We start from the raw sequence: 26,176 nt of genomic DNA, 5'->3' as shown, positions 1-26,176 counted from the left end.
TGATGTCGAATACTGAGCGGACGCTGTTCGTCGACGCCGAACTGCCTCTCACCGGCACCACGGACCGCTGGGGCATTCTGGTCGAGGACCACCACATTTCCGCGGTCGTACCGATGGCCGACGTGCCGTCGACTCTCGGCGTACACGTCATCGATGTCGCTGGTGCCGCCGTTCTGCCTGGGATGACCGACGCGCACGTGCATGCCGTCGAATCCGGGGTCGAGCTGATGCGTTGCGATCTGTCCGACGCAGTCAGCCGTGATGACGCTCTGGCGACCATCGCTCGGTACGTGACCGACAACCCGGACGCGGACTGGATCGTGGGTCGTGGCTGGTCGCTGAGCCACTTCCGCCACATGGGCACGATGCTCGAAAGCCTCGACAGCATCACAGGAGCGCGGCCGGCGTACCTCTCCAACCGCGACGGTCACAGCGCCTGGGTCAATTCGGCGGCGCTGCGACTCGCCGGCATCACGGCCGACCTCGCCGACCCGCCCGGCGGCCGCATCGAACGGCTCCCCGACGGTTCACCGGCCGGGCTGCTGCATGAATCCGCCATGCAATTGGTCTCCGACCTTCTGCCGCAACTGGATGACCGGGCCCGGATGGCAGGGCTTCTCGCCGCGCAGAGTCGGCTGCTGTCCCTCGGGGTGACCGGATGGCAAGAGGCGATCGTCGGCGACTTCGTGCCGACCACCGATGTGCTCAGTGTGTATCGCCGTGCGGCCGACACCGGTGAACTGCTGACGCGGGTGACCGGGAACCTCTGGGTGCCGCGTACCGAATTCTCCGACTGCGTAGAGACTTTCGTCGGACTGCGGGCCGAGGTTCCCGCGACATCGCGGTTTCAGCTCACTGGCGCCAAGATCATGTACGACGGTGTATGCGAGACATTCACCGCCGCAGTCAGTGTGCCGTATCGCACCGGCACCGAGTATCCGACCGGTCTGACGTTCTTCGACAAGTCCGAACTGCAGCCCATCGTCATCGCGCTCGACCGCGCGGGGTTCGACCTGCACTTCCACGCCATCGGTGATCGCGCCGTCGCCGATACCGTCGAAATGCTCGAGGCGACCGACGGCACCGGTCGCCGCCACCAGATCGCACACCTCCAGTTGACGAATCCCGGCCTCATACAGCGGATGGCCGCCAAAGGCATCATCGCCAACATTCAGCCTTTCTGGGCTCAGAACGACGACCAGATGACCGACATGGCGCTCCCGTACCTGCCGGCGGAACTCTTTGCGCACCAGTACGAATTCGCGACCATGGCACATTGCGGGGTGCAGTTGGCCAACGGGAGCGATTGGCCGGTTTCGAGCCCGAACCCGTTCGACCAGATCCACGTCGCGGTGAATCGCAGCTATCCCGGCTCGGGTGACACGTTCTTTCCTGCGGAACGGTTGACAAGGCGGGACGCCCTGGTCGCCGGCACAGCCGGCAGCGCCTACGCATCACGTCAGGAGTCCGTACGCGGGTCTCTCTCGCCTGGGCTCGAAGCCGACCTCGTCGTGCTGGAGGGGCCGCTCAGCAACGTCGCTGACGACGATCTGCACACGGTGCGGGTCGCACAGACCTACGTCAACGGTCAACGCGTCTTCGAGAGGTGACTAGCCTGGCTGAGATGGACGTCTCGTTGCGCTCGGGTATCCCGCCTTTCCATGTCATGGACGTGTGGCTGGCGGCCGCTGAACGTCAGCGCACCCACGGTGACCTCGTGAATTTGTCGGCAGGGCAGCCCAGTGCGGGGCCACCGGCCGCGGTGCGTGAAGCTGCCGTCGCAGCGATCCGCGGCAACCAGCTCGGCTATACCGTCGCGCTGGGTATCCCGGAGCTGCGCGCACGGATCGCTGCGTCGTACCGCAAGTACGACATCGAAGTCGGCGTCGACGACGTCGTGCTCACCACGGGATCGTCCGGGGGATTCCTGCTGACCTTCCTGGCCTGTTTCGACGTCGGCGATCGGGTGGCGATCGCCAGTCCCGGCTACCCGTGTTACCGCAACATCCTCACCGCCCTTGGCTGTGAAGTCGTCGAGATTCCGTGCGGCCCCGAAACCCGGTTCCAACCCACGCTCAGCATGCTCGAAGAGCTGGATCCGCCGGTGGCCGGCGTCATCGTGGCCAGTCCCGCGAACCCGACCGGGACCGTCATCGCGCCTGACGAGCTTGCCGCGATCGCATCGTGGTGTGCGGCGTCGGGTGTGCGGCTGATCAGCGACGAGGTGTACCACGGCCTGGTGTACGCGGGTGCGCCCGCGACCAGCTGCGCGTGGGAGACCTCACGAGATGCCGTGGTGGTCAACAGCTTTTCGAAGTACTTCGCGATGACCGGCTGGCGGCTGGGTTGGCTGCTGGTGCCGGAGGAACTGCGCCGCGCAGTGGACTGCCTGACCGGCAACTTCACCATCTGCCCGCCGGCCCTGGCGCAGCATGCCGCGGTGGCCGCGTTCACTCCGGAGTCGCTGGCCGAGGCCGACGGGCTGCTGGCCCACTACGCCGACAACCGCAGACTGTTGCTCGACGGGTTGCGTGAGATCGGGATCGACCGGCTGGCTCCGACGGACGGCGCGTTCTACGTGTACGCAGATGTCAGCGACGTCACCGACGACTCGCTGTCGTTCTGCTCGAAGTTGTTGGCAGATACCGGTGTTGCCATCGCGCCCGGCATCGACTTCGACACCGTCCGGGGCGGTTCCTACGTCCGACTGTCGTTCGCCGGGCCGACGAGCGACGTCGAAGAGGCGCTGCGCCGGATCGGACCGTGGCTGCAGCGCTGAGCCCGCGCCGAAACTACGCTTTTTGACGGGAAATCGGCGATTTCGCAGCAAAACCCGTAGTCTCGGCGGGTCTATCGCTTGATAGCCGCGTACCAATCCAGCAGATCCGGATTGTCCACCGCGCTGCGCTCGACGACCTTGGCCGGGTCGGCGCCCTGGAACAGCTTCTTGATCGGCACCTCGAGCTTCTTGCCGGTGCGGGTATGCGGAACGCCTGGAGCGACGATGATCTCGTCGGGCACGTGACGTGGCGACACCTCGGTGCGGATGGTCTGCTTGATGCGGTCGCGCAGCTCGTCGGTGAGCTCGATCCCGTCGGCCAGCACGACGAACAACGGCATCCAGTAGCCGCCGTCGGGCTGTTCGGCGCCGATCACGAGCGACTCGACGATTTCGGGCAGCCGCTCGACCGACTGATAGATGTCGGCGCTGCCCATCCGGATGCCGTGCCGGTTCAGGGTCGAGTCGGAGCGGCCGTGCACGACGACGCTGCCGTGGTCGGTGATGGTGATCCAGTCGCCGTGCCGCCATACTCCCGGAAACATCTCGAAATAGGCTTCGCGGTAACGGGATCCGTCGGCGTCGTTCCAGAAGAAGATCGGCATGGACGGCATCGGTTTGGTGATCACCAGCTCGCCCACCTCGCCGCGTACGGGATTGCCCGCCTCGTCCCAGGCATCGAGTGCCACCCCGAGGAACGGCGCGGAGAGCTCCCCGGGCCACACCGGCACGGTCGGGACCCCGCCGATGAACGCCGATACCACATCGGTGCCGCCGCTGATCGAGTTCACCTGAACCCGCTCGCCGACGTTATCCCGTAGCCACAGTGCCGAGGACGGCGGCAACGACGATCCGGTGATCCCGACACTACGCAGCGCCGACAGGTCGTGCTGTTTGCGCGGTACCGCACCGGCTTTCGCGCACGCCAACACGTAACCCGGGCTGGTGCCGAGCACGGTGGCCCCGACCGTGGCCGCGATGTCCCACAGTGCGTCGGCCTGCGGATAGGTGGGGCTGCCGTCGTAACAGACGATGGTTGCGCCCACCAGCAGGCCGGCCACCTGGAAGTTCCACATCATCCAGCTGGGGCTGGTGTACCAGAAGAACGTGTCGTCGCGACCGATATCGCTCTGCAGGGCAACAGCTTTGAGATGTTCGACGAGCACCCCGCCGTGGCCGTGCACGATACCCTTCGGCAGCCCGGTGGTTCCCGACGAATACAGGACCCACAGCGGATGGTCGAAATCTACTGCAGTGGTGGCCAGTTCGGCATCGCCGGGCGCGCTCGCCGACTCCCAGTCCACCCAGTCGCTGCGCGCGGAACCCAGCCGCGACACCAGCACAGCCGCCTTGAGCGTCGGCAACCCGGCGCGCAGCGTGGCGATGTCCTCGCTCTTGTCGTGGTCTTTACCGGCGAACCGGTAGCCGTCCGCCGTCACCAAGACCGTCGGCTCCAGCTGGCCGAGCCGGTCCAGCGCGGCCTTGGCGGTGTAGTCCTGCCCGCAGGCACTCCAGATCGCCCCGATGCTCGCGGTGGCGAGAAACGCGATGACGGCCTCGGCGATGTTCGGCAGGTAGCCGACCACCCGGTCCCCCGGCCGCACCCCGAGGGAACGTAGGGTTTCGGCGAAAGTCGCTGTCCGCGCCAGCAATTCAGACCACGACAACTCGGCGACGGCACCGCCTTCGGCGACCGTCAGGATCGCCGGCCGGTCCGTGCGGGCGTTGCGCAGAATCTGGTCGACGTAGTTGAGCCGGGCACCCGGAAACCAGCGCGCACCCGGCATCGACTCGCCTGTGAGCACCTCGGCAGGCCGGTCACCGAGTTCGAAGTAGTCCCACAGCGCGGCCCAGAACTCGGCAGGGTCATCAACCGACCACTGCCACAAATCGTGGTAGTCGGCCAGCTCGCGGCCTGCCCGCGCCGCCACGAACCGTGCGAAGTCCGTGACTTGCGCATTGTCGATGTCGGCCTGCGTGGGCTCCCACTGAGCGGACGGCATCATTTCGTGCTCCTCGCGTGCGCGCCTCATCGTGCGGTCCACCCACCATCCATCGTGTACGAGGCCCCGGTCACCATCCTGGCGTCCGGCGATGCGAGCCAACCTACCAATGAGCCAACCTCTTCGGGCTCGACCAGCTCCTTGATGGCACTCTCCTTAAGCAGGACCTTGGCCACCACCTCGTCCTCGGGAATGTTGTGAATGCGGGCCTGATCGGCGATCTGTTTGGCCACCAGCGGCGTCCGCACATAGCCAGGGTTGACGCAGTTGCTGGTGACGCCGTGTGGACCACCTTCCAGCGCGGTCACCTTCGACAGGCCCTCCAGTGCATGTTTGGCCGTGACATAGCCGGCCTTGAATTCCGATGCGCGCAGCCCGTGCACGGAGGAGATGTTGATGATCCGGCCGAACCCGCCCGCATACATGTGCGGCAACGCGGCACGGATCAGCAGAAACGGCGCCTCGACCATCAGGGCGAGCAGCATCCGGAACTTCTCCGGCGGAAACGCGTCGACCGGGTTGATGCTCTGCACCCCAGCGTTGTTGACCAGAATGTCGCAATCCAACCGCAGGCCTTCGAGCGCGTGGACGTTGAGAAGATCTATCGCCCAAGGCTTCCCACCGACCTTGGCCGCCACGGCGGAGGCTCCTGCGGCGTCGATGTCGGCGACCGTCACGGTCGCCCCACGCGCGGCAAGCGCATGCACACAGGCCGCGCCGATCCCGCTCGCGGCGCCGGTGACCAGCGCTGTGCGCCCACGCAGATCGCTCATGTCAGCGCCCTTTCCGCGTCGGCGGTGTCGATGTCGACCAGGTCGATTCCCTTGGTCTCCCGCGCGAACACCACCGAGACCAGGGTGATGAGCGCCGCTGCGGCCAGGTACCCGGCGATCGGCACCCAGGAGTCGTATTGGCGCAGCAACCACACCGCGATGATGGGCGCCAACGACCCCGCGACAATGGCAGTCACCTGATAACCAAGGGACACACCGGAATAACGCATCCGGGTCGGGAACATCTCGGCCATGATCGCCGGCTGCGGCGCGTACATGAACGCGTGGATCACCAACCCGAGCGTCACCGCCGCGACAATCGGCAGATACTTGCCGGTGTCCATCATGGGGTAGGCGACGAAGCCCCAGCACACCGCCGCGGCTGCCCCGATGAAATAGACGGGCCGACGGCCGTACCGATCCGAGAGCCGACCGACCGTCGGGATCGCAACCAGATGCGCCGTGTGCGCGATCAGCAGCCACCACAGGATGTCGCTGGTGTCGGAGTGCACCTGTTCCTTGAGGTAGGTGATCGAGAAGGTGACCACCAGGTAGTACATGATGTTCTCGCCGAAGCGCAGTCCCATCGCGGTCAGCACACCGCGCGGATACCGCTTGAGCACCTCGATGGCGCTGAACGAGCTTTCCTTGATCTGCTCGGCTTCCTGTTGCGCCGCAAGGAATATCGGGGCGTCGGAGACCTTGGTGCGGATGTAGTAGCCGATCAGCACCACGACGGCCGACAGCCAGAACGCCACGCGCCAACCCCACGACAGGAAGTCGGCGTGCGACAACCCGCCGTAGAGCACCAGCAGCACGACCGTGGCCAGGATGTTTCCGACCGGGACGCCCGCCTGCGGCCAGCTGGCCCAGAACCCGCGGGTGCGGTTGGGGCTGTGCTCGGCGACCAGCAGCACCGCACCTCCCCATTCCCCGCCCACGGCGAAGCCCTGCAGGAACCGCAGGATCACCAGCAGGGTCGGGGCCAGATAGCCGATCTGGCCGAATGTGGGCAGGCAACCCATGAGGAACGTCGACACACCCACGAGCAGCAGGCTGAACTGCAGGAGCTTCTTGCGACCGTATTTGTCCCCGTAATGGCCGAACACGATGCCGCCCAGTGGGCGGGCGACGAAGCCGACGGCATAGGTGACGAACGCGGCCAGGATGGCGTCGAGATCATTGCCGCCCTGCGCGAAGAACACCTTGTTGAAGACGAGCGTGGCCGCAGTCCCATAGAGGAAGAACTCGTACCACTCCACCACCGTGCCTGCCATCGAGGCGACGACGACGCGTCGCAGTCCAGCCGGAATGGGCGCGCTCATCGGCGACTCCTCATGACGTGAATCAATACCTGTACCCAGTGTGACGGGTCTTACAGCTGCCGGTGAGTATTCATGCAGGTTTGTCTCGTCGCAATGACCAGATCCGCAGCCTGCCTCTGCAAAAATGCAGATGTGAGCGACAGGGCCCGGCCACCCAGCGCCGACGATCTCCTGGTGCTGCTGGCCGTGGGACGGTCTGGCCGCTACACCACGGCTGCCGACGAGCTCGGCATCAACCACACCACGATCTCGCGGCGCATCGCCGCACTCGAGCAGTCCATCGGTGGCCGCGTGCTGACCCGCGCCGCCAGCGGCTGGGAACTGACCGACCTGGGTCGCGAGGCGCTCGCAGCGGCCGAGACCGTGGAATCGGCGGTCCGCTCGATCAGCGCCACCGGGATGCGGCAGCTCGAGGGCGTGGTGCGCGTCTCGGCGACCGACGGTTTCAGCGCCTACATCGCCGCACCTGCCGCCGCGCACGTCCAACGCCGGCACCCGCGCGTGGCCGTCGAAATCGTCGCGACCACGCGCCGCGCATCGCTGCAGCGTTCCAGCCTGGACCTCGAGATCGTCGTCGGAGCACCGCAGGTGCGTCGAGCCGAGGCGATCCGGCTCGGTGACTACCGCCTCGGGCTCTACGCGTCCCGTGAGTATCTCGCCGAACACGGCACACCCGAGTCGGTCGACGCGCTCGCCGATCATCCCCTGGTGTACTTCATCGATTCGATGCTGCAGGTGGACGATCTCGACATCGCGACCGCTTCCGTGCCCGCCATGCGGGAATCGGTCACCTCCACCAACGTCTTCGTCCATGTGGAGGCCACCCGGGCCGCAGCCGGCCTCGGGCTGCTCCCGTGCTTCATGGCCGACCGGCACGACGATCTGGTCCGCGTGCTGCCCGATGCCGTCTCGGCGCAGTTGAGCTACTGGCTGGTGGCCCGGGCCGAGACGCTGCGCAGGCCGGTCGTGGCCGCCGTGGTCGACGCCATCCGTGATCGCATGGAAGATCAGCGCGACATGCTGCTCGGCGGCAATGCTTACCCGCCAGGGTGATTCGAACGCTTGCGGCCCGCGCCGGATGTTGCTGCAGTAGTGGGCATGCCTTTCATCGAACATGGTCGCGGACGCGCCTACTACCGTCACTGGGCCGCGGCAGAACCGCGCGCGGCCGTCATCTTCCTGCACGGCTTCGGGGAGCACACCGCGCTGTACCACCGGTACGGCTTTGCGCTCAACGCCGCCGGCATCGATCTGTGGGCCGTCGATCAGTTCGGCCACGGACTGACGCCGGGCACGCGCGGTGACTTCGGATCGGTCGACGAGAGTTCGGCGCTGGCCGAATCGCTGACCGAGCTGGCGGAGGCTGCGCGTCCAGGACTTCCCCTTGTGGCGCAAGGACATTCTTTCGGTTCGGTGGTCACGCTGTTCCGGCTGCTCGGCCAGCCAAACCGCTACCGAGCAGGCATCGTGTCCGGGGCACCGCTGACCCCGATCCCGGAGCTGAACTCCGACAGCGCATTCGAGCTCGACCCGGGCTGGCTGTCGTCTGATCCGTTCTATCTGGACGCACTGGAAAACGATCCGCTGGCCTTCGTCGACGCCGACGGCGCAACTCTGGCCCGGGAACTCGACAAGGCGTGGGACCGGTTCGGCACCGAGCTACCGCGACTTGCCGTGCCGACGCTGGCCCTGCACGGTTCGGCCGATCCGATCGCCCCCGTCGCAGGCGTGCGCACCTACGCCGACCGGGTAGAACACCTGCAGCTCAACGAATTTCCCGATGCTCGCCACGATCTGCTCAACGAGTCGGCGCACCGTGAGGTGGCCACGGCGGTGGTGAATTTCATCGACGCGGCGTTGTGATGCGCGACGCCTCGTAGCCCGCGGTCAGCCACCGGACCGTGCGGTCGAGGCTCGGCAGGATCTCTGTGATGGCGATCTCCCCCGCCGCGAACCGCCCGGTGAGGCCGAACACCAGGCTCGACAGGATGTTGTCGAGATCAGCGATGAACTCCTCGTCGACACCCGAGAGGATCTGCATCCCGGCGGGCACGACGGCATCGAGACCGCGGCGCACCAGGCGCTCGCCGCCCGGTGCCGAGCGCGCCCGGGAATAGGCCATGAGCATGGCCGGGTGCTTTTCCCACGGCTCGAAGATGGTGCGCAGCATGCGCATCAGCCCGTCGTAGAGCGATTCGCCCGGCACGCCGGTCTGCCCGGCCAGTCCCGAATACCGGTTCTCGGTCATCCAGGCGTCCAGCGCGGCCAGAATCAGCTCGTCGCGGTTGGCGTAGTTCTTGTAGATCGTGGCCAGGGACGTCCGTGCCCGCTTGGCCACCTCGCGCAGTTGCACAGCGTCGTAACCGTCGGTCTCCAGCAGCTCGACGACGATGTCGAGGATCCGGTCAGTTGCCATGCGCACCCCCTTGCCGTCCACCTGTAACCCGGTTACCGTACCCGGTGTAACGAGGTTACTCACCGCGACGAAGCGAGGACGAATGGGTTCTTTGGACGGAAAGGTCGCGTTCATCACCGGCGTGGCCCGTGGTCAGGGCCGCAGCCACGCGCTGCGACTCGCCGCAGACGGCGCCGCCATCATCGGCGTGGACATCTGTGCCGACATCGCATCCAACGGCTACCCGATGGCCAGCCGCGACGAGCTCGACGAGACCGTCGCACTGGTCGAGGCCGACGGCGGCAAGATGATCGGCGCGGTGGCCGACGTCCGTGACTTCGCGGCACTCAAAACGGCGCTCGACGACGGAGTCGAGCACTTCGGCAGGCTCGACATCGTGTGCGCCAACGCGGGCATCGCCGCCATGGCCTTTCGCGAGCTGAGCATCGAGGAAGACCTGCAGATGTGGACCGACGTGCTCGACGTGAACCTGGTCGGGTCCTTCCACACCGCCAAGGCCGCCATCGGCCACCTGATCGCGGGCGGGCGCGGCGGATCGATCGTGTTCACCAGCTCGACGGCCGGACTGCGCGGCTTCGGCGGATTACAGGGCGGCGGCCTCGGATACGCCGCGTCCAAGCACGGCATCGTCGGCCTCATGCGCACCCTGGCCAATGCCCTTGCCCCACAAAGCATCCGGGTCAACACCGTCCACCCCACCGCGGTCAACACGATGATGGCGGTCAACCCCGCCATGACGGCATTCCTGGAGAACTACCCCGACGGCGGCCCGCATCTCCAGAACCCGATGCCGGTCGCGCTGCTCGAACCCGAGGACATCAGCGCCGCGATCGCCTACCTGGTCTCCGACGCCGCCCGCTACGTCACCGGGGTCACCTTCCCCGTCGACGCTGGATTCACCAACAAATTATGAGCGGACGCGTCGCCGGCAAGCGGGTATTGATCACCGGGGCCGCCCGCGGGATGGGCCGCAGCCACGCGGTCCGCCTCGCCGAAGAGGGCGCCGACCTGATCCTCGTCGACATCTGTGCGTCGTTACCCGAGGTAGAGTATCCGCTCGCCACACCGGAGGATCTCGACGAAACTGCGCGGCTGGCAACCGAACTCGGCAGCAAGGCCGTCGCCGCGGTGGTGGACGTACGGGACGCCGCGGCCCTCGCGGCGGCAGTCGACGACGGCGTCGCACAACTCGGCGGCCTGGACGCCGCGGTCGCCAATGCCGGGGTGCTCACAGCAGGAACCTGGGACACCACCACGGCCGAGCAGTGGCGCACAGTGGTGGACGTCAACCTGATCGGGACGTGGAACACCTGTGCGGCAGCCCTGCCCCACCTGGTCGAGCGTGGTGGCAGCCTGGTCAACATCAGTTCCGCCGCGGGCATCAAGGGGGCACCGCTGCACACCCCTTACACCGCATCCAAGCACGGCGTGGTCGGCATGAGCCGGGCACTGGCCAATGAGCTTGCCGTGCACCATATCCGGGTCAACACTGTGCATCCCACCGGCGTCGAGACCGGGATGCGCCCGGACTCTCTGCATGGCCTTTTGATCGAGCAGCGGCCCGATCTGGCCCCACTGTTCGGCAACGCCCTGCCGATCGTGATGGCCGAGGCCATCGACATCAGCAATGCGGTGTTGTTCCTGGTGTCCGACGAATCTCGCTACGTGACCGGCCTGGAATTCAAAGTCGATGCGGGCGTGACGATCCGATGAACCGCACCGAACGCGGCCGCCGCGAGTTCACGGAGGTGATGACGTTCGCACCGCCGTCGGACAACACGGCTGCCGCAACCGCATTGATCGACTTCGTCTTCGGCGAGGTATGGCCGCGGCCCGCATTGAGCCGCCGGGACCGCCGCTTCATCACGCTACCGTGCGTCGCCGCCGCGGACGCCGAGAACCCGCTGCGCGATCACGTCTACGCGGCGTTGAACAGTGGCGACCTCAGTATCACCGAAATACGGGAAACAGTACTGCATTTCGCGGTGTACGGCGGCTGGCCCAAGGCGTCCCGGTTCAACATGACGGTCGACGAGCAGTGGGACCGCATCCATCGCGAGCGCGGACAGCAACCGCCCGCGCCCGAACCCCTGTTGCCGCTGCCCACCGCGAGCGACCCTGAACTGCGGCTTGCCGGCGGAGAGCAGTCCTTCAAGGACATCAACTGCATGCCGTACGCCCCGATCCGCGACAATCCGTACTCCGGCGCGGGCATCCTCAACTTCGTCTTCGGCGAGATGTGGTTGCGCCCCGGTCTCGGCATGAAGGAACGGCGACTGGTCACGGTGGCGTGCGTGGCCTTCCAGGACGCGCCGGTGCCGATTCTCAGCCACGTCTACGCGGCCCTGAAGAGCCGCGACGTGACGTTCGACGAAATGGACGAGGTGGCACTGCATTTCGCGGCGTACTACGGCTGGCCCAAGGCTTCTCATCTCAATCAGGTCATCAGTGAGCAGAAACAGCGGGTGCTCGACGAGTGGCGAGCCGAAGCATGATCATCGGCGGCGACCGCATCAGCACCTCCAGCGGCGGTGAGCACCAGCACATCTACCCGGCCACCGGGCGGCCGAATGCCACCGTCGCACTCGCTGGGGCTGACGAGATCGACCGGGCCGTGCGGTCGGCCGCTGATGCGCAGCAGGAATGGATGTCGCTGACCTGCGACCGGCGGCGCGACCTGCTGATCGACCTCGCCGACGCAGTGCATGAGACCCTCGACGAATTCAAGGCACTCAATGTGCAGGACTACGCCGTGCCGATCTCCTACGCGGGCACCGCGGTTCTTTTGGAACGCTTTCTGAGGCATTTCGCCGGGTATTCCGACAAGCCGCACGGTGCCAGTACCCCGGTCGCAGGGTCGTTCGACGTCAATATCGTCGAACGCGAACCCTACGGCGTCGTCGGTGTGATCGCGCCCTGGAACGGCGCGCTGGTGGTGACCGGATCGTGTGTCGCGCCGGCCTTGACCGCCGGAAACGCGGTCGTACTCAAGCCATCCGAGCTGGCGCCGCTGGCCGCGCTGCGGTTCGGCGAACTCTGCATCGATGCCGGGTTGCCCGCAGGGCTGGTCAATGTCGTCCCGTCGGGGCCCGACGGCGGAGATGCCCTGGTTCGTCATCCAGGTATCCGCAAGATTCACTTCACCGGTGGCGGCGCCACCGCACGCGCCGTCATCGCGGCGGCCGCAACCAATCTCACGCCGGTCGTCGCCGAACTCGGCGGCAAATCGGCCAACATCGTCTTCGCCGACGCGGACCTGGACCGCGCCGTGCAACTGTCGGCACATCAGGGCCCGCTGATGCAATCCGGGCAGAGTTGCGCCTGCGCGAGCCGGGTGTTGGTGCACGAGTCGGTGTACGCCGACTTTCTCGAGCGGTTCGTGGCTGTCATCGAATCTGCCACTGTCGGCGACCCTTTCGACCCGTCCGTGAGATTCGGGCCAGTCATCAGCCAAGGTGCCGTCGAGCGCATCCTCAACGTCATCGCGGCAAGTGAGGCCGACGGTGCAGGCCGATTGATCACCGGTGGGCGCCGGATCGACCGGGAGGGCTTCTATCTCGAACCCACGGTGTTCGGCGAAGTCGACAACACCTCGGCGCTGGCACAGACCGAGACCTTTGGTCCGGTGGTCTCGGTGATTCCGTTCGCCGACGACGCCGAGGCCGTCGACATCGCCAACAACACGGTCTACGGTCTGAACGCCTTCGTCCACACCCGTGAGCTCACCCGCGCCCATCGGGTGGCACGGCGGCTGCAAGCCGGATCGGTGTGGATCAACCAGTTCAGTGAGGTGTCCCCGCAGGGTCCTTACGGCGGATACAAACACAGCGGATTCGGCCGTACAGGCGGGCTCGACGGCCTATACGAATTCCTCCAGGTGAAGAACATCCGGATCGGCATGACCTGAATTTCGGGCTCCATGTTGACGTGAGCCACACAACACTCCACAATTACCGTCATGAACGGTCAGAAACCCACAGAAGTGGTCGATCGTGCTTCCTGTTGAGCGGCACGAAGCGATCATCGACGCGGTGGGCAGCGCTCAGGCCGTAAGCACCGACGAGCTGGTCCGCCGCCTGGGCGTATCCGCCGAGACCATCCGCCGTGACCTGGCCTATCTGGAGGAGCGCGGGGCGGTGCGACGCGTGCACGGCGGTGCCGCCGCCGTCACCGAGAGGCGCGGCATCGAACCGTCGTTCACCGAGCGGTCGATCATCCGGCATGAGGCCAAGGCGCAACTGGCGCACACGGCCGTCGGGCTGCTCAAGAACGGGCAGACCGTCATCCTCGACATCGGCACCACCGTCGTGGCGGTCGCCCGTGCCATCCCCCGCAGCTTCACGGGAACCGTGATCACCCCGTCGCTGCCAGTCGCCGTCGAGCTCGCCGACCGGCCCGGAATCGAGGTGCTGGTGGCCGGCGGACGCGTCCGCGCAGGGGATCTGGCCTGCTCCAACGCCCACACCAAGGCGTTCTTCGCCGACGTGTACGCCGACATCGCCCTGCTGGGCTCCGGTGGGGTCGACGCCACGGCCGGGCTGACCGACTTCCACCTCGATGAGATCGACGTCCGGCGGACCATCATCGCCAACAGCGCGTCGAGCTACATCCTCGCCGACTCGTCCAAACTCGGGCAGGTCGCGCCATACCGGGTGTGCGAACTCGCCGCCGTCAACGGCCTCATCACCGATCAGAACACCGCACCGGCTGTTGCAGCAGCCATCGAGGAGACGGGGGGTGTCGTGCTCACCGCGGGCCCCAGCGCCTGAAACGGGTGCGGGCGGCGTTGCAGCGCCGCCCGCGGACCGAACCCCTCCCGAAACAGTCAATTCCAGTCAGAAAGCCCGATCCGATGACAGATTCTTCCACATCACCCGGCGACGGCCGGGTTTCCGAATTCGGTTACACCGAGTCGCTCGAACGGTCGACGGGACGGTTCGCCTCCTTCGCCGTGGCGTTCGCCTTCGTGTCGATCGCCACCGGCATCTTCACCACCTACGGCAGTGTTCTCACCAGCTCCGGACCGATGGGAATCTGGACCTGGCCCATCGTGATCGTCGGCCAGCTGGCCGTGGCACTGCTGATCGGCTCGCTGGCCGCCCGCATCCCCGTCACCGGCTACGCCTACCAGTGGGTGTCGCGGCTGGCCAACCCCGTACTGGGGTGGATCACCGGCTGGATCTCGTTCACCTTCCTGGCCATCGTCGTGGTGGCCGTGGACTACACCGTGGCGGCCACCGTGGTGCCCGCCCTGTTCGATTTCACCGGCACACCCGCGACGGCGTTCCTGATCACCGCGGGGATCCTCGTGCTGCAGGGCCTGCTGGTCGGCCTTTCGACGAAGTGGACCGAACGCGTCAACAACTTCGCCGTCACCGCAGAACTCATCGGCATGGTGGCGCTCGTCGTGCTGCTGTTCATCGTCGGCGTCATCGCCCACAAGCTCTCGGTCGGAAACCTGTTCTCCCACAGCGATATCCCAGACGCCGGGTATTGGAGCTTCGGTACCGCGACCGCGGCCGGGCCATGGATGCTCGGCTTCCTGCTTGGCGCGTTCACCATCGTCGGCTTCGAATCCGCCGCCAACCTCGCCGAGGAGACCAAGAAGCCCGAAATCGTGGTGCCCCGGGCCATGTGGCAAGCGGTGCTGGCGTCGGGCGTGCTCGGGTTCCTGTTCCTGCTGGTGGTCACAGCAGCCGTCAACGATCCGAAGGCGCTGGCCCAGTCCGGCACCCCCATCGCCGACATCATCCGCGACATCCTCGGATCGTTCGTGGGCACCGCGCTGCTGGTGCTGGTGGCCATCGCGATCTTCGCGTGCGGTCTGGTCATCCTGATGAGCGGAGTGCGGTTGGTCTGGGCGATGTCGCGGGATCAGCGGTTCCCCGGTTGGCAGGTGCTGCACAAGATCTCGCCGCGGTTCAAGACACCGCTCAACGCCACCGTCACGATGACCGTGATCTCGGCGGTCATCCTCGGCCTGTTCTCCACAAGCACCGACGCCCTGTTCAAGCTGTTCTCAGCGGCCACCCTGCTGCCCGCCATCATCTACGCCATCACGGTGACGCTGTACATCGCGACCCGGCGCAAGCTACCGCCGAGCAAAGGATTCACCTTGGGGCGCTGGGAGACGCCGGTTCTGGTGGTCGCCGTGCTGTGGCTGGTTTTCGTGCTGTCCCTGTTCCGCGACGCCTCGTTCCGGGATCCTTGGCTGTATGCGGTGGTCATGGTGGCGCTCGGCGCGGTGTACCTCTGCTACCTGCTGGTCACCCGCGGCAGGCACGGTCTGAAGATGCCCGAGATGTCCTCGATCGACGCCGAATTCGAGGATGCGACGTAATGACCGTCCTGGCGATCGACCAAGGCACGTCGGGCACCAAGGCCGTCGTCGTCGACCCGGTCGACGGAGTCGTCGGGCTGGCCGAGGTCGCGGTGCATCCGCGCTACCTCGACGGTGGCGGTGTCGAGCAGGACCCGGCCGAACTCCTCGAGTCTGTCCTGACGGCCGGCCGCGCCGCGACCGAGCAGGCGGGCCGGCCCATCGAGGCGGTGTCCCTGGCCAACCAGGGCGAAACCGTCCTCGCATGGGATCCCGACACCGGGCGCCCGCTCACCGCGGCGATCGTGTGGCAGGACCGCCGCGCCGAACCGCTGTGCTCCGCGCTGGGCGAGCACCGCGAGTTGTTCACCGCCCGTACCGGTTTGGTGCTCGACTCGTACTTCTCGGCACCGAAGATGGCCTGGTTGCGCCGCAACGTCGAAACCGGTGGCGTGGTCACCACATCGGACACCTGGCTGCTGCATCAGCTCACCGGAGCTTTCGTCACCGACGCCACCACCGCAAGCCGGTCGCTGGCCGTCGAACTCGGCGCCAGGGACTGGAGCAGCGAGCTGCTCGGACTGTTCGGCCTCGACGGCGAACGCCTGCCCGCCATCGTGGGCAATGACGAGATCATCGGCACTACAACCGCATTCGGTGCCGAGACGCCGGTCGGCGGTATCGTCATCGACCAGCAGGCGGCCCTGCTCGCCGAGGGCTGCCTCGACCCGGGAATGGCCAAGTGCACCTTCGGAACCGGAGCCTTCCTACTCGCCAACACGGGCGACACCCCGGTGTACTCCACTGCCGGGCTGACCTCGTCGGTGGCCTGGCGGACCAGCGGCAAGGACACCTTCTGCGTCGACGGGCAGGTCTACACCGCGGCATCAGCGGTCAAATGGCTGTCCTCGCTGGGCATCATCGCCGGCGCGGCAGAGATGGATTCGGTGGCCGCCGACGATGCCAACGGTGTGCTGTGCGTCCCGGCACTGGCCGGCCTGGCCGCGCCATGGTGGAAATCCCGAGCGACCGCGACCATCTCGGGGATGTCACTGTCCACCGGTCGCGGCCACATCGTGCTGGCGGTGCTGCAGGGCATCGCCGCACAGGTCGCCGAACTCGCTTCGGCGATCGATACCCACTCCGCCGCGCTGACCCGGCTGCGCGCCGACGGCGGGCTCACCCAATCAAAGGTGTTGATGCAGGCGGTCGCCGACATCTTGCAGGTGCCCGTGGACGTCTACCCGTCTGCCCACGCCACCGCGCTGGGAGCCGCGGCACTGGCCACGCTGAGCGTGCGGCCCGGCCGGTCGGTGCGTGATGTCGTGTCGCAGTGGACGCCTTCGGCGACCTACGAGCCGAGCTGGCAACCCGCCCGCGCCGACGAATTCCGTTCCGCATGGCGCGCGTTGGCGGCCACCACCTATTCCCAGGAGACTTCATGAACACCGACTACGACATCGTGGTCATCGGCGGCGGCATCGTCGGAGCGGCGATCGCCCGGGAGCTGTCCGGATACCGGCTGTCGGTCGCCCTGCTCGAAGCCCGTGACGACGTCGGCGACGGCACCAGCAAAGCCAACACCGCGATCCTGCACACCGGTTTCGACGCCAAACCGGGCACGCTGGAATCGGCGATGGTCAGCCGCGGTTACCAACTGCTCTCCGAGTACGCCAAGCACACCGGCATCCCGGTCGAGCACACCGGCGCCATCCTGGTGGCCTGGGATTCCGAGCAGCTCGACGCGCTGCCCGGCCTGCGGGACAAAGCCGTCGCCAACGGCTACGACCGATGCGAAATCGTCGACGCAGCAGCCGTATACGCGGCCGTTCCCAACCTCGGGCCGGGAGCGCTCGGCGGCCTGACGGTGCCCGACGAATCGATCATCTGCACGTGGACCGTCAACCTCGCGCTCGCGACCGACGCCGTCAACCGTGGCACCGCCCTGCTGCGGGGTCATCGCGTGGAACGGGTGGACGTCACGCCCGACGGCACCACCCTGCACACCACCGCGGGGCCGGTCAGCGCGCGCTGGGTGATCAACGCTGCCGGACTCGGTGCCGACGTGATCGACGGCCTGTTCGGCCACAAGCGATTCACCGTCACCCCGCGCCGCGGCGAGCTGATCGTCTACGACAAGCTGGCCCGCCCACTCGTCGACAAGATCGTGCTGCCGGTCCCCACCGCACGCGGCAAGGGCGTGCTGGTCAGCCCCACCATCTACGGCAACGTCATGCTCGGGCCCACCTCGGAAGACCTGCAGGACCGCACCGCGACCGGAACCTCCGAGGGGGGTTTCGAATTCCTGCTCAACAAGGGCCGGGCCCTGATGCCGCGCCTGCTCGACGAGGAGGTCACCGCGACCTACGCCGGTTTGCGCGCAGCCATCGACCACGGCGACTACCTCATCGAGGCCGACCCGCAGCAGCACTACCTACTGGTCGGCGGCATCCGCTCCACCGGCCTGACCGCAGGCATGGCCATCGCCGAACATGTTCGCGACCAGCTGATCTCGGCCGGACTCGAGCTGACGGCGCGGACCACCCTGCCGGATCCTCCCGAGATGCCCAACCTCGGTGAGGCTTTTCCCCGGCCTTATCAGCAGACCGAGAAAATCGCCGCCGACCCCGCGTACGGCCGGATCGTGTGTTTCTGCGAACGCGTCACCGAGGGCGAGCTGCGCGACGCCTGCCACGCCGTGGTGCCGCCCGCCGGCCTGGACGGGCTGCGTCGCCGCACCCGCGCCATGAACGGACGCTGCCAGGCGTTCTTCTGCGGCGCCGAGGTGAAGTCGGTTTTCGAGAAAGAACTGGAGCGGAACACATGAGCAACACTGATGTCGCGATCATCGGCGGCGGCCCCGCCGGCTTGACGGCGGCCGCCGCGCTCGCAGGCGATCCGGCACTCAATGTCGTTGTGTTGGAACGCGAATCGGCCGCAGGCGGGATACCGCGGCACAGCGATCACCCCGGCTACGGCATGCGCGATATGAAGACGTTCATCAGCGGCCCGGCCTACGCGCGGCGGCTGGTCGCGAACGCCATCGGCGCGGGAGCCACCATCCGCACCAACACCATGGTCACCGGCTGGGCCGGCGACCGGTCGCTGGATCTCACGTCGCCGACAGGGCGCGAACGCCTGGACGCACGTGCTGTCGTGCTGGCCACCGGGGCTCGGGAACGCCCGCGGCCCGCGCGGATGATCCCGGGTGACCGCCCTGCCGGCGTGTACACCACCGGCCACCTGCAGAACGTCGTACACCTCAAACACGGCAAGGTCGGTCGCCGCGCAGTTGTGGTCGGCGCCGAACTGGTCAGCTATTCCGCGGTGCTCACGCTCAAGCACGCGGGATGCCGGACCGCCCTGATGACCACCGAATACGCCAGCCCCGAGTCGTACGCGGTGTTCAACCTCGCAGGCCGAACTCCGCTTCTCGGTGTCGACATCGCCACCCGCACCCGAATCACCCGCATCATCGGCAAGCCTGTGGTCGCGGGCGTCGAGATCGAGAACATCGATACCGGGGAGCGCCGGGTGATCGATTGTGACACCGTGGTTTTCACCGGGGACTGGATCCCCGACCACGAGCTCGCCCGGTCCGGTGGCCTGGACATCGACCCGGGCACGCTGGGGCCGGTCGTCGACACCGCCCTGCGCACCAGCCGCGACGGTGTCTTCGCGATCGGCAACCTGCTGCACCCGGTCGATACCGCCGACATCGCCGCCCTCGACGGGCGCCACGTGGCCGCCCAGGTGCGCCGCTACCTCAGCGGCCACCGGCCGCCGCAGGACGGTGTCCGCATCCAGGCCGACGCACCGCTGCGGTGGGTGGCCCCCACCCTGCTCCGCCCCGGCGACCCGGCACCGGCACGTGGCCGGCTGCTGTTGTGGACCGATGCGCTGGTCCGCGTGCCCAAAGTGGTTGCCCGCCAAGATGGCCGGGTGATCGGGCATAAGACACTGCCGTGGCCGGCGTCGCCGGGACGCGTGTTCCGGGTCCCGTCGAGCATCCTGCGGGCAGCCGATCCGCACGGCGGCACTGTCACCCTGTCGTTGTGAACTCGATGTGCAGTTCGGTGAGGCCGCGCAGCAGGAACGTCGGCTCGTAGCGGTAGTTCCGGTTGCCTGCCGGGCCGTGCGCGGCCTCGCTGATGGCGATGTCGCGTGTCCGGTCCAGCAGGCGCCGGACGGTGATCCGGCCCTCCACCCGGGCCAGCGGCGCGCCCGCACAGGTGTGGATGCCCCGGCCGAATGCGATGTGCTCGCGGACATTCGGCCGGTCGATGCGGAACTCATCGGGATCGGCGAATTTTCGCGGATCCCGGTTCGCCGCACCGAGGCACAGCATCACCACCGTGCCTGCCTTGATCGGAACCCCACCGAGCGTGGTGGACTTACGGGCCAGCCGGAAGTCCACCTTGGTGGGGCTCTGAATGCGCAACGCCTCCTCGATGAACGCCGGGATCTCGGCAGGGTTGGTGCGCAGCCGCTGCTGGAACTCGGGATGGTCGCCCAGCGTCTGCACGGCAGCGCTGAGCAGTTTGGTCACCGTCTCCTGGCCGGCAGCGAACAGGAACGTCGCCGGGCGCACCACCTCGAGCAGTTCCGGGACTGACCCGTCCGGATACGTCGCAGATGCCATGCCGCCCAAGACATCTGCCCGTGGCTCGCGCCGCCGCTCGGCGATGTACCCACTGAACTTGTCGTCGAGGTACTGCAACGGGTTGAGCCCCACGGGCTCACCGTCGAGCGCACCGACGCGGCTGCCGGGCTGCTTGCCAGCCCCCAGTGCGAGCCGGAACTCGGCGCGATCTTCCTCTGGCACGCCGAGAAGGTCGGTGATGGCAAGAGTCGCAAAAGGTTTGGCGTACTCATTCAGGAACTCACAATGCCCGTTGGCGATGAACTCGTCGAGCTGGCGGTCGGCCAGCTGCCACATGTAGTCCTCGTTCTCCTTCAGGCGCCGCGGGGTCAACAGCTTGCTCAGCAGTGACCGGGCCCGCTCATGCTGTGGCGGATCCATCACCACCATGTGCTCGAAGATCGGGAACTCGTGCCGGTGCGCCTCGATCTGCGCGCTGATGTCGTCGCCCTCTGGCTCGAACGGCAGCGGCGGAAACGGGCCACCGATCGCGTTGATCGCCGAGAACGAGTCGGTGTCCTTGAAGGCCGCCATCACCTCCAGGTATCCGGTGACGGCCACCACCCCGTGGTGCGGTTCGGCGAACACCGGGCCCCGGCCGCGCAGGTACTCGTAGTAGTCGTAGGGATCCTGGGCCAGCGCCGGATCGGAGAAGTAGTCGGCGACTGCGAGGTCGGTCATGTCAATGGCCTTTCGTGGGGCGACATCGGATCAGCTTGAGACACTGATCGATCGATCAAAACTGTTAGCATGGCTCATGCCTCGGGAGGCCAGAGACAGGGATGCCGGTACTCGTCAGCGTTTGATCGAGGCGACCGCCCAGATCATGCGCGACGACGGCTACGCCGCTGCGACGTCCCGTCACGTGGCCGCCAAGGTGGGGGTGAAGTCGGCACTGGTGTACTACTACTTCGCCACCATGGACGACCTGTACCTCGCGGTGCTGCGCAGCGGGGCCGACGCGGCGCTGGCCCGCATGCGCGCGGCGCTCACCGACACCGACCCGCTGCGGGCACTGTGGTTGATCAACACCGACTCCCGGCTGACCGGGCTCAATCTCGAGTTCATGGCGCTTGCCAACCACCGCAAGGTGATCGGCGCTGAGCTCAAGGCCTTCTCCGAACGGGTCCGCGACATCGAAACCGCCGCCATGGCCATGGTTTTGCGCACACATGGCATCGATATGGAGGAGTATCCGCCGGTGGTGATGTCGATGCTGCTGACCCAGACCGCGCGCGGCATCTGCTACGAGGATGCGGTGGGGGTGACGCAGGGACACGACGAATTCCGTGCCTTCGTCGAACGGATGCTGCACCGATTCGGCTCGGCCGCAACTACTTGAGCATGCTGCCGGCATCGACGGTCACCGGTAGGCCTGTGACGTAACGCGACTCGTCGGAAGCCAGGAACAGGACGGCATTGCTGATGTCGACGGGTTCCACCCAGCCCACCGGCAGCACGTGCATCAACTTGGCGACCACTGCCATGTCGTCCGGGCCCGGGTTCTCCAGGTCCGGCCGGAACAGTTGCATGGTCCCGTCGTTCATGAACATCGGGGTGTTGACGTTGGTGGGATGCACCGAGTTCACCCGAATAGAGTGCTGCCCCAATTCGATTGCGAACGTCCGCATCAAGCCGACCACGCCGTGCTTTGCCGCGATATAGTGGCCGGTGTTGGGGTAGGCCTTGAGCCCGCCGACCGAGCTCGTCAGTATGATCGACCCGCCGCGACCTTGCGAAAGAAGGTGCGGTACAGCGGCTTTCACTGTTTTCCAGACGCCGGACAGGTTGACCCCGATCATGTCATCCCAGTCCCGTTCGCTGGTCTTGTCCAGCGTCTCACCGCCGTTGCCGATCCCGGCGTTGGCCACGATGATGTCGAGACCGCCCAGCTGCTCAACCCCGTTGTCGACCGCAGCCTTGAGGGCGCCGAAGTCGCGTACGTCGACCTCGGCGGTGACGATCCGGCGGTTGAGCCCTTTGACGAGATCCGCCGTGTGGGCCAGGTCGTCGGGCGTCGACGCCGGGATCACACTGTTGCTGCTGACCGGCCGACACACGTCGACCGCGATGATGTCCGCGCCCTCTTGCGCCAGGCGCACCGCGTGGCTGCGGCCCTGCCCCCGCGCCGCGCCCGTGATGAACGCGATCTTGCCCTCGACCCGTCCCGCCATCGTCAGCCTTCCGTCGATTTGATCACTCGATCAAACCTTTACACCCGCCGATTGCACTGTCAAGGCTTCTTTTGATCGACCGATCAGGGATTCGAAGAAGGACTCGGGCAACACGTCCGATTCCTGACCGTCACAACACAAACCGGGCCTCGGCGTGCCGGGGCCCGGTTCGTGTTGTCTACAGCCAGGTGTCGTTGGTCGTGGCGGTGAGGAACGCCTCCAGGTCATTGCGCCATGTGGCCGGGGTGTTCTTGTCCGGCTCTATCCCGGTGTATTCCCCGCGGTAGAACAGCAGCGGGCGGGGCTTGCGTTTGGGTACCTCCGACATGCCGTGCACCGCGCCGAACACCACGAAGTGGTCACCGCCGTCATGCACCGACGAGACCGTGCAGTCGATGTGAGCCAACGAGCCGTCGATGATCGGAGACCCGAGTTCTGAAGGCCGCCAATCGATCCCGGCGAACTTGTCGGGCTCCTTGGAGCCGAAGCGCGCCGAGACGTGCTGCTGATCCTCGTGCAGCATGTTGACGCAGAACCGGCCGCTGGCCTCGATGGCCTGCCACGACCTGGACACCTTGGTCGGGCAGAACAGCACCAGGGGCGGATCCAGCGACAACGCGGCGAACGACTGACACGCGAACCCGATCGGGACGTCCTCGTGGACGGTGGTGATGATCGTGATGCCCGTACAGAACTGACCGAGCACATTGCGGAATGTGCGGGGATCGATAGCCGGAGCGCTCATTGCTACTTGAAGCCGACGCTGAAGTCGTGCCCCCACAGGCTCACCGCGGTCGATTCCCTGGCAACCCAGTCGTTGTCATCGACTTCGAGCCCCTCACAACCGAATTCGACGTCGAACCCGCCCGGAGTCTTCATGTAGAAGGACAGCATCTTGTCGTTGACGTGGCGGCCCAGGGTCGCCGACATCTTCACCTTGCGGCGCAGCGCACGGTCCAGGCACAGGCCCACGTCATCGGCCTCGCCGACCTCGACCATCAGATGCACGATGCCGCTGGGCGTCTGGCCAGGCATGAACGCCAAACTGTGGTGGCGTGGATTGACCCCGAGGAACCGGAGCCAGGCCGGCTCACCGTCGGCAGGCCTGCCCACCAACTGCGGGGGCAGCCGCATCGAGTCCCGCAGGTGGAAGCCGAGAACGTCGCGGTAGAACCGCAGGGTTTCGGCGTCGTCCTTGGTGGTCAGCACGACGTGGCCGAGCCCCTGCTCCTCGGTGACGAACTTGTGCCCGTACGGGCTGACCACACGGCGGTGCTCGAGTGCGACACCATGGAACACCTCGAGGGTGTTGCCCGACGGGTCGTCGAACACGATCATCTCGTCGACGCGGCGGTCGGCCAGCTCGGTGGCGGTGGCTTCCTTGTACGGGGTGCCGTTGGCCTCGAGCCGATTGCGGATATCCTGCAGTTCAGCGGCATTCGCGGTTTCCCAGCCGGACTCCAGCAGCCGGTCGTGATCACCGGGGACGATCACCAGCCGGGCGGGGAACTCGTCCATCCGCAGATAGAGCGCACCCTCGGTCTGGCCCTTGCCCTCGACCATGCCGAGCACCTTCAGACCGTATTCCCGCCAGGCCGCGATGTCGGTGGCCTCGATGCGCAGGTACCCCAGCGATTTGATGCTCATGGGCTAGCCTCCAAGGAAATCGATGGTGAGCTTGTTGAACTCGTCGAACTTCTCCACCTGTGCCCAGTGTCCACACTGCCCGAAAACGTGCAATTGCACTCGCGGAATCTGCTTGACCGCGACGAGTGCGCCGTCGAGCGGATTGACCCGGTCCTCGCGGCCCCAGATCAGCAGCACCGGCTGACGCAGTTTGTAGACCTCGCGCCACATCATGCCGAGCTCGAAATCCGGACCGGCGAACGACTTTCCCATCGCCCGCGCCGCGGCCAGCGACTCGGGCCGGCTGGCGATCTCGAACCGCTCGTCGATCAGCTCGGGTGTGACGAGCTTCTGGTCGAAAACCATGATGCGCAGGAACCGCTCCATGTTCTCGCGCGTCGGGTCGGCGGTGAACTTGCCGAGCAGCTTGACGCCCTCGGTGGGATCGGGCGCGAACAGGTTGACCGATAGGCCACCCGGGCCCATCAGCACGAGCTTGCCGGCCCGGTCCGGGTAGTCGAGCGCGAACCGCACCGCAGTGCCGCCGCCGAGAGAGTTGCCCAGCAGCGGAATCCGGCCCTGCAGGCCGAGATGGTCGAACAAACCCAGCAGTGCCTTGGCGCTGTAGCGGTTGTACTGCTCGTGCTCGGTGAGCTTGTCCGAATGGCCGTAACCCGGCTGATCGACGGCCAGCACATGGAACCGCTCGGCCAGCACCGCGATGTTGCGGCCGAAGTTGGACCAGCTCGATGCCCCTGGCCCACCACCGTGCAGCAGCACGATGGTCTGCGCCGACGGATCGCCTGCCTCGTGGTAGTGCAGCTTCAGGTCCAGATCGCCGGCCTTGACCTGGGCGTAGCGCGACGTCGATTCGAAGGTGATCTCTTGTGTGGCAGTCATATCAGACCATCGTGTCCGCGGGCGGAAGACCGAACTCGTTGTTGCCGAAGATCATGTACGCGCGCTCGGGATCGTTGGCGGCGTGCACCCGGCCCGCGTGCGCATCACGCCAGAAGCGTTGCAGCGGAGCGGTGTTGGCCAGGGCGGTGGCCCCGGCCGATTCGAAGAGCCGGTCGATCGACGCGATGGCGCGGCCCGTGGCCCGCACCTGATCGCGGCGGGCACGGGTACGCAGCTCGAACGGGATCTCCTTGCCGGCCTGCAGCAGGGCGTATTCGTCACCGACATTGCCGATCAACTGGCGCCACGCGGCGTCGATGTCGCTGGCAGCCTCGGCGATACGGACCTTGGCGAACGGGTCGTCCTTGCCCTTCTCGCCGGCGAACGCCGCGCGCACCCGCTTGCCCTGGTGCTCGACGTGAGCGGCGTACGCGCCGTAGGCCATACCGACGATGGGAGCCGAGATGGTGGTGGGATGCACTGTGCCCCAAGGCATCTTGTAGACCGCAGCGGTGTTGGTCTGGTATCCGCCCGCAGTGCCGTCGTTCATCGCCTTATACGACAGGAAGCGGTGCTTGGGTACGAAAACGTCCTTGACGACGATCGTGTTGCTGCCGGTGCCACGCAGTCCGACCACGTGCCAGACGTCGTCGATCCGGTAGTCACTGATCGGAATCAGGAAGCTGCCGAAGTCGACCGGACGACCATCCTTGATCACCGGGCCACCCAGGAAGGCCCAGGTGGCGTGGTCGCAGCCCGAGGACCAGTTCCACGAGCCGTTGACGAGGTAGCCGTCGCCGGCCTCGGTCACGACACCCGCGCCCATCGGGGCATACGAGGAGGACACCCGGACAGACGTGTCCTCGCCCCACACCTCTTCCTGCGCCCGCTGGTCGAACAGGGCCAGATGCCAGTTGTGCACGCCGATGATCGAGCTGACCCAGCCGGTGGAGCCGCAGGCACTGGCCAGGCGGCGTACCGCCTCGTAGAACACCGTCGGGTCGCACTGCAGGCCGCCCCATTGCTCAGGCTGGAGCAGCTTGAAGAACCCGATCTCCTCGAGTGCGTCGATCGACTCCTGCGGAATCTTCCGCAGGTCTTCTGTTGCCTGCGCCCGCTCCCGCAGCGCGGGCAACAGGTCATCGATGCCGGCGAGGACCGCCTGCACGTCGCGCTGTTCAATGGACGTCACTGAATTGCCTCCTGGATCGAGATCCAC

Annotated in this window: 24 protein-coding genes; 14 read left to right on the top strand and 10 right to left on the bottom strand. The window is 66.5% G+C overall.

Translation table 11 applies throughout. From position 1 onward, the window contains the following. Positions 1-2 precede the first annotated feature (2 nt). Both RMCB_RS09100 and RMCB_RS09095 read left to right on the top strand, forming a co-directional pair. Positions 3-1,610, top strand: coding sequence for an amidohydrolase (locus RMCB_RS09100; RefSeq protein ID WP_062828504.1), 1,608 nt, complete (start codon positions 3-5; stop codon positions 1,608-1,610). A 14-nt stretch (positions 1,611-1,624) separates the two neighbouring features. Beyond that, positions 1,625-2,779, top strand: coding sequence for a pyridoxal phosphate-dependent aminotransferase (locus tag RMCB_RS09095; protein ID WP_062828503.1), 1,155 nt, complete (start codon positions 1,625-1,627; stop codon positions 2,777-2,779). Between the two features lie 71 nt (positions 2,780-2,850). On the opposite strand, the gene RMCB_RS09090 is transcribed toward RMCB_RS09095, so the two are convergent. From RMCB_RS09090 to RMCB_RS09080, 3 genes are read right to left on the bottom strand one after another with little or no spacing between them, the layout of a single operon-like run. Beyond that, a complete protein-coding gene (locus tag RMCB_RS09090; protein WP_062828562.1) occupies positions 2,851-4,782 on the bottom strand; it encodes an acetoacetate--CoA ligase in 1,932 nt (643 codons plus the stop codon). Between the two features lie 26 nt (positions 4,783-4,808). Next, the gene (locus RMCB_RS09085; protein WP_062828502.1) at positions 4,809-5,555 is read right to left on the bottom strand and encodes a 3-hydroxybutyrate dehydrogenase; all 747 of its coding nucleotides are present in this window, start codon (positions 5,553-5,555) and stop codon (positions 4,809-4,811) included. Continuing rightward, positions 5,552-6,880, bottom strand: a complete 1,329-nt coding sequence (locus RMCB_RS09080) for an MFS transporter (RefSeq protein ID WP_062828501.1) — start codon at positions 6,878-6,880, stop codon at positions 5,552-5,554. The genes RMCB_RS09085 and RMCB_RS09080 overlap by 4 nt, the downstream gene beginning before the upstream one ends. Positions 6,881-6,973: 93 nt before the next feature. Here RMCB_RS09080 and RMCB_RS09075 point away from each other — a divergent pair, with 93 nt between their 5' ends. Both RMCB_RS09075 and RMCB_RS09070 read left to right on the top strand, forming a co-directional pair. Next, the gene (locus RMCB_RS09075; RefSeq protein WP_234792051.1) at positions 6,974-7,933 is read left to right on the top strand and encodes a LysR family transcriptional regulator; all 960 of its coding nucleotides are present in this window, start codon (positions 6,974-6,976) and stop codon (positions 7,931-7,933) included. A 45-nt stretch (positions 7,934-7,978) separates the two neighbouring features. After that, a complete protein-coding gene (locus tag RMCB_RS09070) occupies positions 7,979-8,743 on the top strand; it encodes an alpha/beta fold hydrolase (protein WP_062828561.1) in 765 nt (254 codons plus the stop codon). On the opposite strand, the gene RMCB_RS09065 is transcribed toward RMCB_RS09070, so the two are convergent. Further along, on the bottom strand, positions 8,724-9,296 hold the full coding sequence (locus RMCB_RS09065) for a TetR/AcrR family transcriptional regulator (protein ID WP_062828560.1): 573 nt from the start codon (positions 9,294-9,296) through the stop codon (positions 8,724-8,726). The genes RMCB_RS09070 and RMCB_RS09065 overlap by 20 nt on opposite strands. Before the next feature lie 82 nt (positions 9,297-9,378). On the opposite strand from RMCB_RS09065, the gene RMCB_RS09060 reads away from it, so the two are divergent. The 9 genes from RMCB_RS09060 to RMCB_RS09020 all read left to right on the top strand — a co-directional run bounded on the left by RMCB_RS09060 (position 9,379) and on the right by RMCB_RS09020 (position 19,674). Next, positions 9,379-10,209, top strand: coding sequence for a mycofactocin-coupled SDR family oxidoreductase (locus RMCB_RS09060; protein ID WP_062828499.1), 831 nt, complete (start codon positions 9,379-9,381; stop codon positions 10,207-10,209). Then, positions 10,206-11,009 (top strand): mycofactocin-coupled SDR family oxidoreductase, encoded by an 804-nt coding sequence (locus RMCB_RS09055; RefSeq protein ID WP_062828498.1) that lies wholly within the window; start codon positions 10,206-10,208, stop codon positions 11,007-11,009. Before RMCB_RS09060 ends, RMCB_RS09055 begins: the two co-directional genes overlap by 4 nt. After that, positions 11,006-11,791: a carboxymuconolactone decarboxylase family protein gene (locus RMCB_RS09050; protein WP_062828497.1), complete on the top strand. Its 786-nt coding sequence runs from the start codon at positions 11,006-11,008 to the stop codon at positions 11,789-11,791. The genes RMCB_RS09055 and RMCB_RS09050 overlap by 4 nt, the downstream gene beginning before the upstream one ends. After that, a complete protein-coding gene (locus RMCB_RS09045) occupies positions 11,788-13,203 on the top strand; it encodes an aldehyde dehydrogenase family protein (RefSeq protein ID WP_062828496.1) in 1,416 nt (471 codons plus the stop codon). The genes RMCB_RS09050 and RMCB_RS09045 overlap by 4 nt, the downstream gene beginning before the upstream one ends. A gap of 85 nt (positions 13,204-13,288) precedes the next feature. Continuing rightward, positions 13,289-14,065 carry a DeoR/GlpR family DNA-binding transcription regulator gene (locus tag RMCB_RS09040; RefSeq protein ID WP_029369420.1) on the top strand — a complete coding sequence of 259 codons (777 nt, stop codon included), beginning with the start codon at positions 13,289-13,291 and terminating at the stop codon, positions 14,063-14,065. 83 nt (positions 14,066-14,148) lie between these two features. Next, positions 14,149-15,636 (top strand): amino acid permease, encoded by a 1,488-nt coding sequence (locus RMCB_RS09035; RefSeq protein ID WP_062828495.1) that lies wholly within the window; start codon positions 14,149-14,151, stop codon positions 15,634-15,636. Further along, positions 15,636-17,060 carry an FGGY family carbohydrate kinase gene (locus RMCB_RS09030; protein WP_062828494.1) on the top strand — a complete coding sequence of 475 codons (1,425 nt, stop codon included), beginning with the start codon at positions 15,636-15,638 and terminating at the stop codon, positions 17,058-17,060. The genes RMCB_RS09035 and RMCB_RS09030 overlap by 1 nt, the downstream gene beginning before the upstream one ends. After that, a complete protein-coding gene (locus RMCB_RS09025) occupies positions 17,057-18,442 on the top strand; it encodes an NAD(P)/FAD-dependent oxidoreductase (protein ID WP_062828493.1) in 1,386 nt (461 codons plus the stop codon). Before RMCB_RS09030 ends, RMCB_RS09025 begins: the two co-directional genes overlap by 4 nt. Continuing rightward, positions 18,439-19,674 (top strand): NAD(P)/FAD-dependent oxidoreductase, encoded by a 1,236-nt coding sequence (locus tag RMCB_RS09020; protein WP_062828492.1) that lies wholly within the window; start codon positions 18,439-18,441, stop codon positions 19,672-19,674. The genes RMCB_RS09025 and RMCB_RS09020 overlap by 4 nt, the downstream gene beginning before the upstream one ends. Here RMCB_RS09020 and RMCB_RS09015 read toward each other — a convergent pair. Further along, on the bottom strand, positions 19,658-20,938 hold the full coding sequence (locus tag RMCB_RS09015) for a cytochrome P450 (protein ID WP_062828491.1): 1,281 nt from the start codon (positions 20,936-20,938) through the stop codon (positions 19,658-19,660). The two genes, RMCB_RS09020 and RMCB_RS09015, sit on opposite strands and share 17 nt — an antisense overlap. Positions 20,939-21,014: 76 nt before the next feature. Here RMCB_RS09015 and RMCB_RS09010 point away from each other — a divergent pair, with 76 nt between their 5' ends. Beyond that, entirely contained in the window at positions 21,015-21,599 is a 585-nt protein-coding gene (locus RMCB_RS09010) for a TetR/AcrR family transcriptional regulator (RefSeq protein ID WP_062828490.1), read from the top strand. On the opposite strand, the gene RMCB_RS09005 is transcribed toward RMCB_RS09010, so the two are convergent. The 5 genes from RMCB_RS09005 to hsaA all read right to left on the bottom strand — a co-directional run bounded on the left by RMCB_RS09005 (position 21,592) and on the right by hsaA (position 26,149). Further along, entirely contained in the window at positions 21,592-22,431 is an 840-nt protein-coding gene (locus tag RMCB_RS09005) for a mycofactocin-coupled SDR family oxidoreductase (protein WP_062828489.1), read from the bottom strand. The two genes, RMCB_RS09010 and RMCB_RS09005, sit on opposite strands and share 8 nt — an antisense overlap. Positions 22,432-22,609: 178 nt before the next feature. Next, positions 22,610-23,176: a 3-hydroxy-9,10-secoandrosta-1,3,5(10)-triene-9,17-dione monooxygenase reductase subunit gene (hsaB, locus tag RMCB_RS09000; RefSeq protein WP_062828488.1), complete on the bottom strand. Its 567-nt coding sequence runs from the start codon at positions 23,174-23,176 to the stop codon at positions 22,610-22,612. A gap of 2 nt (positions 23,177-23,178) precedes the next feature. Next, positions 23,179-24,078: an iron-dependent extradiol dioxygenase HsaC gene (gene hsaC / locus RMCB_RS08995; RefSeq protein ID WP_029369414.1), complete on the bottom strand. Its 900-nt coding sequence runs from the start codon at positions 24,076-24,078 to the stop codon at positions 23,179-23,181. 3 nt (positions 24,079-24,081) lie between these two features. Continuing rightward, positions 24,082-24,957 carry a 4,5:9,10-diseco-3-hydroxy-5,9,17-trioxoandrosta-1(10),2-diene-4-oate hydrolase gene (gene hsaD / locus RMCB_RS08990; protein ID WP_062828487.1) on the bottom strand — a complete coding sequence of 292 codons (876 nt, stop codon included), beginning with the start codon at positions 24,955-24,957 and terminating at the stop codon, positions 24,082-24,084. A 1-nt stretch (position 24,958) separates the two neighbouring features. After that, the gene (gene hsaA, locus RMCB_RS08985) at positions 24,959-26,149 is read right to left on the bottom strand and encodes a 3-hydroxy-9,10-secoandrosta-1,3,5(10)-triene-9,17-dione monooxygenase oxygenase subunit (protein WP_062828559.1); all 1,191 of its coding nucleotides are present in this window, start codon (positions 26,147-26,149) and stop codon (positions 24,959-24,961) included. Positions 26,150-26,176: the final 27 nt, after the last annotated feature.

It is taken from the genome of Mycolicibacterium brisbanense (assembly GCF_001570425.1).
Lineage (GTDB): Bacteria > Actinomycetota > Actinomycetes > Mycobacteriales > Mycobacteriaceae > Mycobacterium > Mycobacterium brisbanense.
This window is presented reverse-complemented; position numbering and strand designations above follow the sequence as displayed.

Excerpts from the sequence above, each read along its gene's own strand:
- RMCB_RS09055 (WP_062828498.1), top strand. The coding sequence starts at position 10,206 with ATGAGCGGACGCGTCGCCGGCAAGCGGGTATTGATCACCGGGGCCGCC.
- RMCB_RS09030 (WP_062828494.1), top strand. The coding sequence starts at position 15,636 with ATGACCGTCCTGGCGATCGACCAAGGCACGTCGGGCACCAAGGCCGTC.
- RMCB_RS09100 (WP_062828504.1), top strand. The coding sequence starts at position 3 with ATGTCGAATACTGAGCGGACGCTGTTCGTCGACGCCGAACTGCCTCTC.
- RMCB_RS09010 (WP_062828490.1), top strand. The coding sequence starts at position 21,015 with ATGCCTCGGGAGGCCAGAGACAGGGATGCCGGTACTCGTCAGCGTTTG.
- hsaB (WP_062828488.1), bottom strand. The coding sequence starts at position 23,176 with ATGAGCGCTCCGGCTATCGATCCCCGCACATTCCGCAATGTGCTCGGT.
- RMCB_RS09015 (WP_062828491.1), bottom strand. The coding sequence starts at position 20,938 with ATGACCGACCTCGCAGTCGCCGACTACTTCTCCGATCCGGCGCTGGCC.
- RMCB_RS09035 (WP_062828495.1), top strand. The coding sequence starts at position 14,149 with ATGACAGATTCTTCCACATCACCCGGCGACGGCCGGGTTTCCGAATTC.
- RMCB_RS09050 (WP_062828497.1), top strand. The coding sequence starts at position 11,006 with ATGAACCGCACCGAACGCGGCCGCCGCGAGTTCACGGAGGTGATGACG.
- RMCB_RS09025 (WP_062828493.1), top strand. The coding sequence starts at position 17,057 with ATGAACACCGACTACGACATCGTGGTCATCGGCGGCGGCATCGTCGGA.
- RMCB_RS09075 (WP_234792051.1), top strand. The coding sequence starts at position 6,974 with ATGACCAGATCCGCAGCCTGCCTCTGCAAAAATGCAGATGTGAGCGAC.
- RMCB_RS09065 (WP_062828560.1), bottom strand. The coding sequence starts at position 9,296 with ATGGCAACTGACCGGATCCTCGACATCGTCGTCGAGCTGCTGGAGACC.
- hsaD (WP_062828487.1), bottom strand. The coding sequence starts at position 24,957 with ATGACTGCCACACAAGAGATCACCTTCGAATCGACGTCGCGCTACGCC.
- RMCB_RS09085 (WP_062828502.1), bottom strand. The coding sequence starts at position 5,555 with ATGAGCGATCTGCGTGGGCGCACAGCGCTGGTCACCGGCGCCGCGAGC.
- RMCB_RS09090 (WP_062828562.1), bottom strand. The coding sequence starts at position 4,782 with ATGCCGTCCGCTCAGTGGGAGCCCACGCAGGCCGACATCGACAATGCG.
- RMCB_RS09060 (WP_062828499.1), top strand. The coding sequence starts at position 9,379 with ATGGGTTCTTTGGACGGAAAGGTCGCGTTCATCACCGGCGTGGCCCGT.
- RMCB_RS09095 (WP_062828503.1), top strand. The coding sequence starts at position 1,625 with ATGGACGTCTCGTTGCGCTCGGGTATCCCGCCTTTCCATGTCATGGAC.
- RMCB_RS09020 (WP_062828492.1), top strand. The coding sequence starts at position 18,439 with ATGAGCAACACTGATGTCGCGATCATCGGCGGCGGCCCCGCCGGCTTG.
- RMCB_RS09080 (WP_062828501.1), bottom strand. The coding sequence starts at position 6,880 with ATGAGCGCGCCCATTCCGGCTGGACTGCGACGCGTCGTCGTCGCCTCG.
- RMCB_RS09005 (WP_062828489.1), bottom strand. The coding sequence starts at position 22,431 with ATGGCGGGACGGGTCGAGGGCAAGATCGCGTTCATCACGGGCGCGGCG.
- RMCB_RS09070 (WP_062828561.1), top strand. The coding sequence starts at position 7,979 with ATGCCTTTCATCGAACATGGTCGCGGACGCGCCTACTACCGTCACTGG.
- hsaC (WP_029369414.1), bottom strand. The coding sequence starts at position 24,078 with ATGAGCATCAAATCGCTGGGGTACCTGCGCATCGAGGCCACCGACATC.
- RMCB_RS09045 (WP_062828496.1), top strand. The coding sequence starts at position 11,788 with ATGATCATCGGCGGCGACCGCATCAGCACCTCCAGCGGCGGTGAGCAC.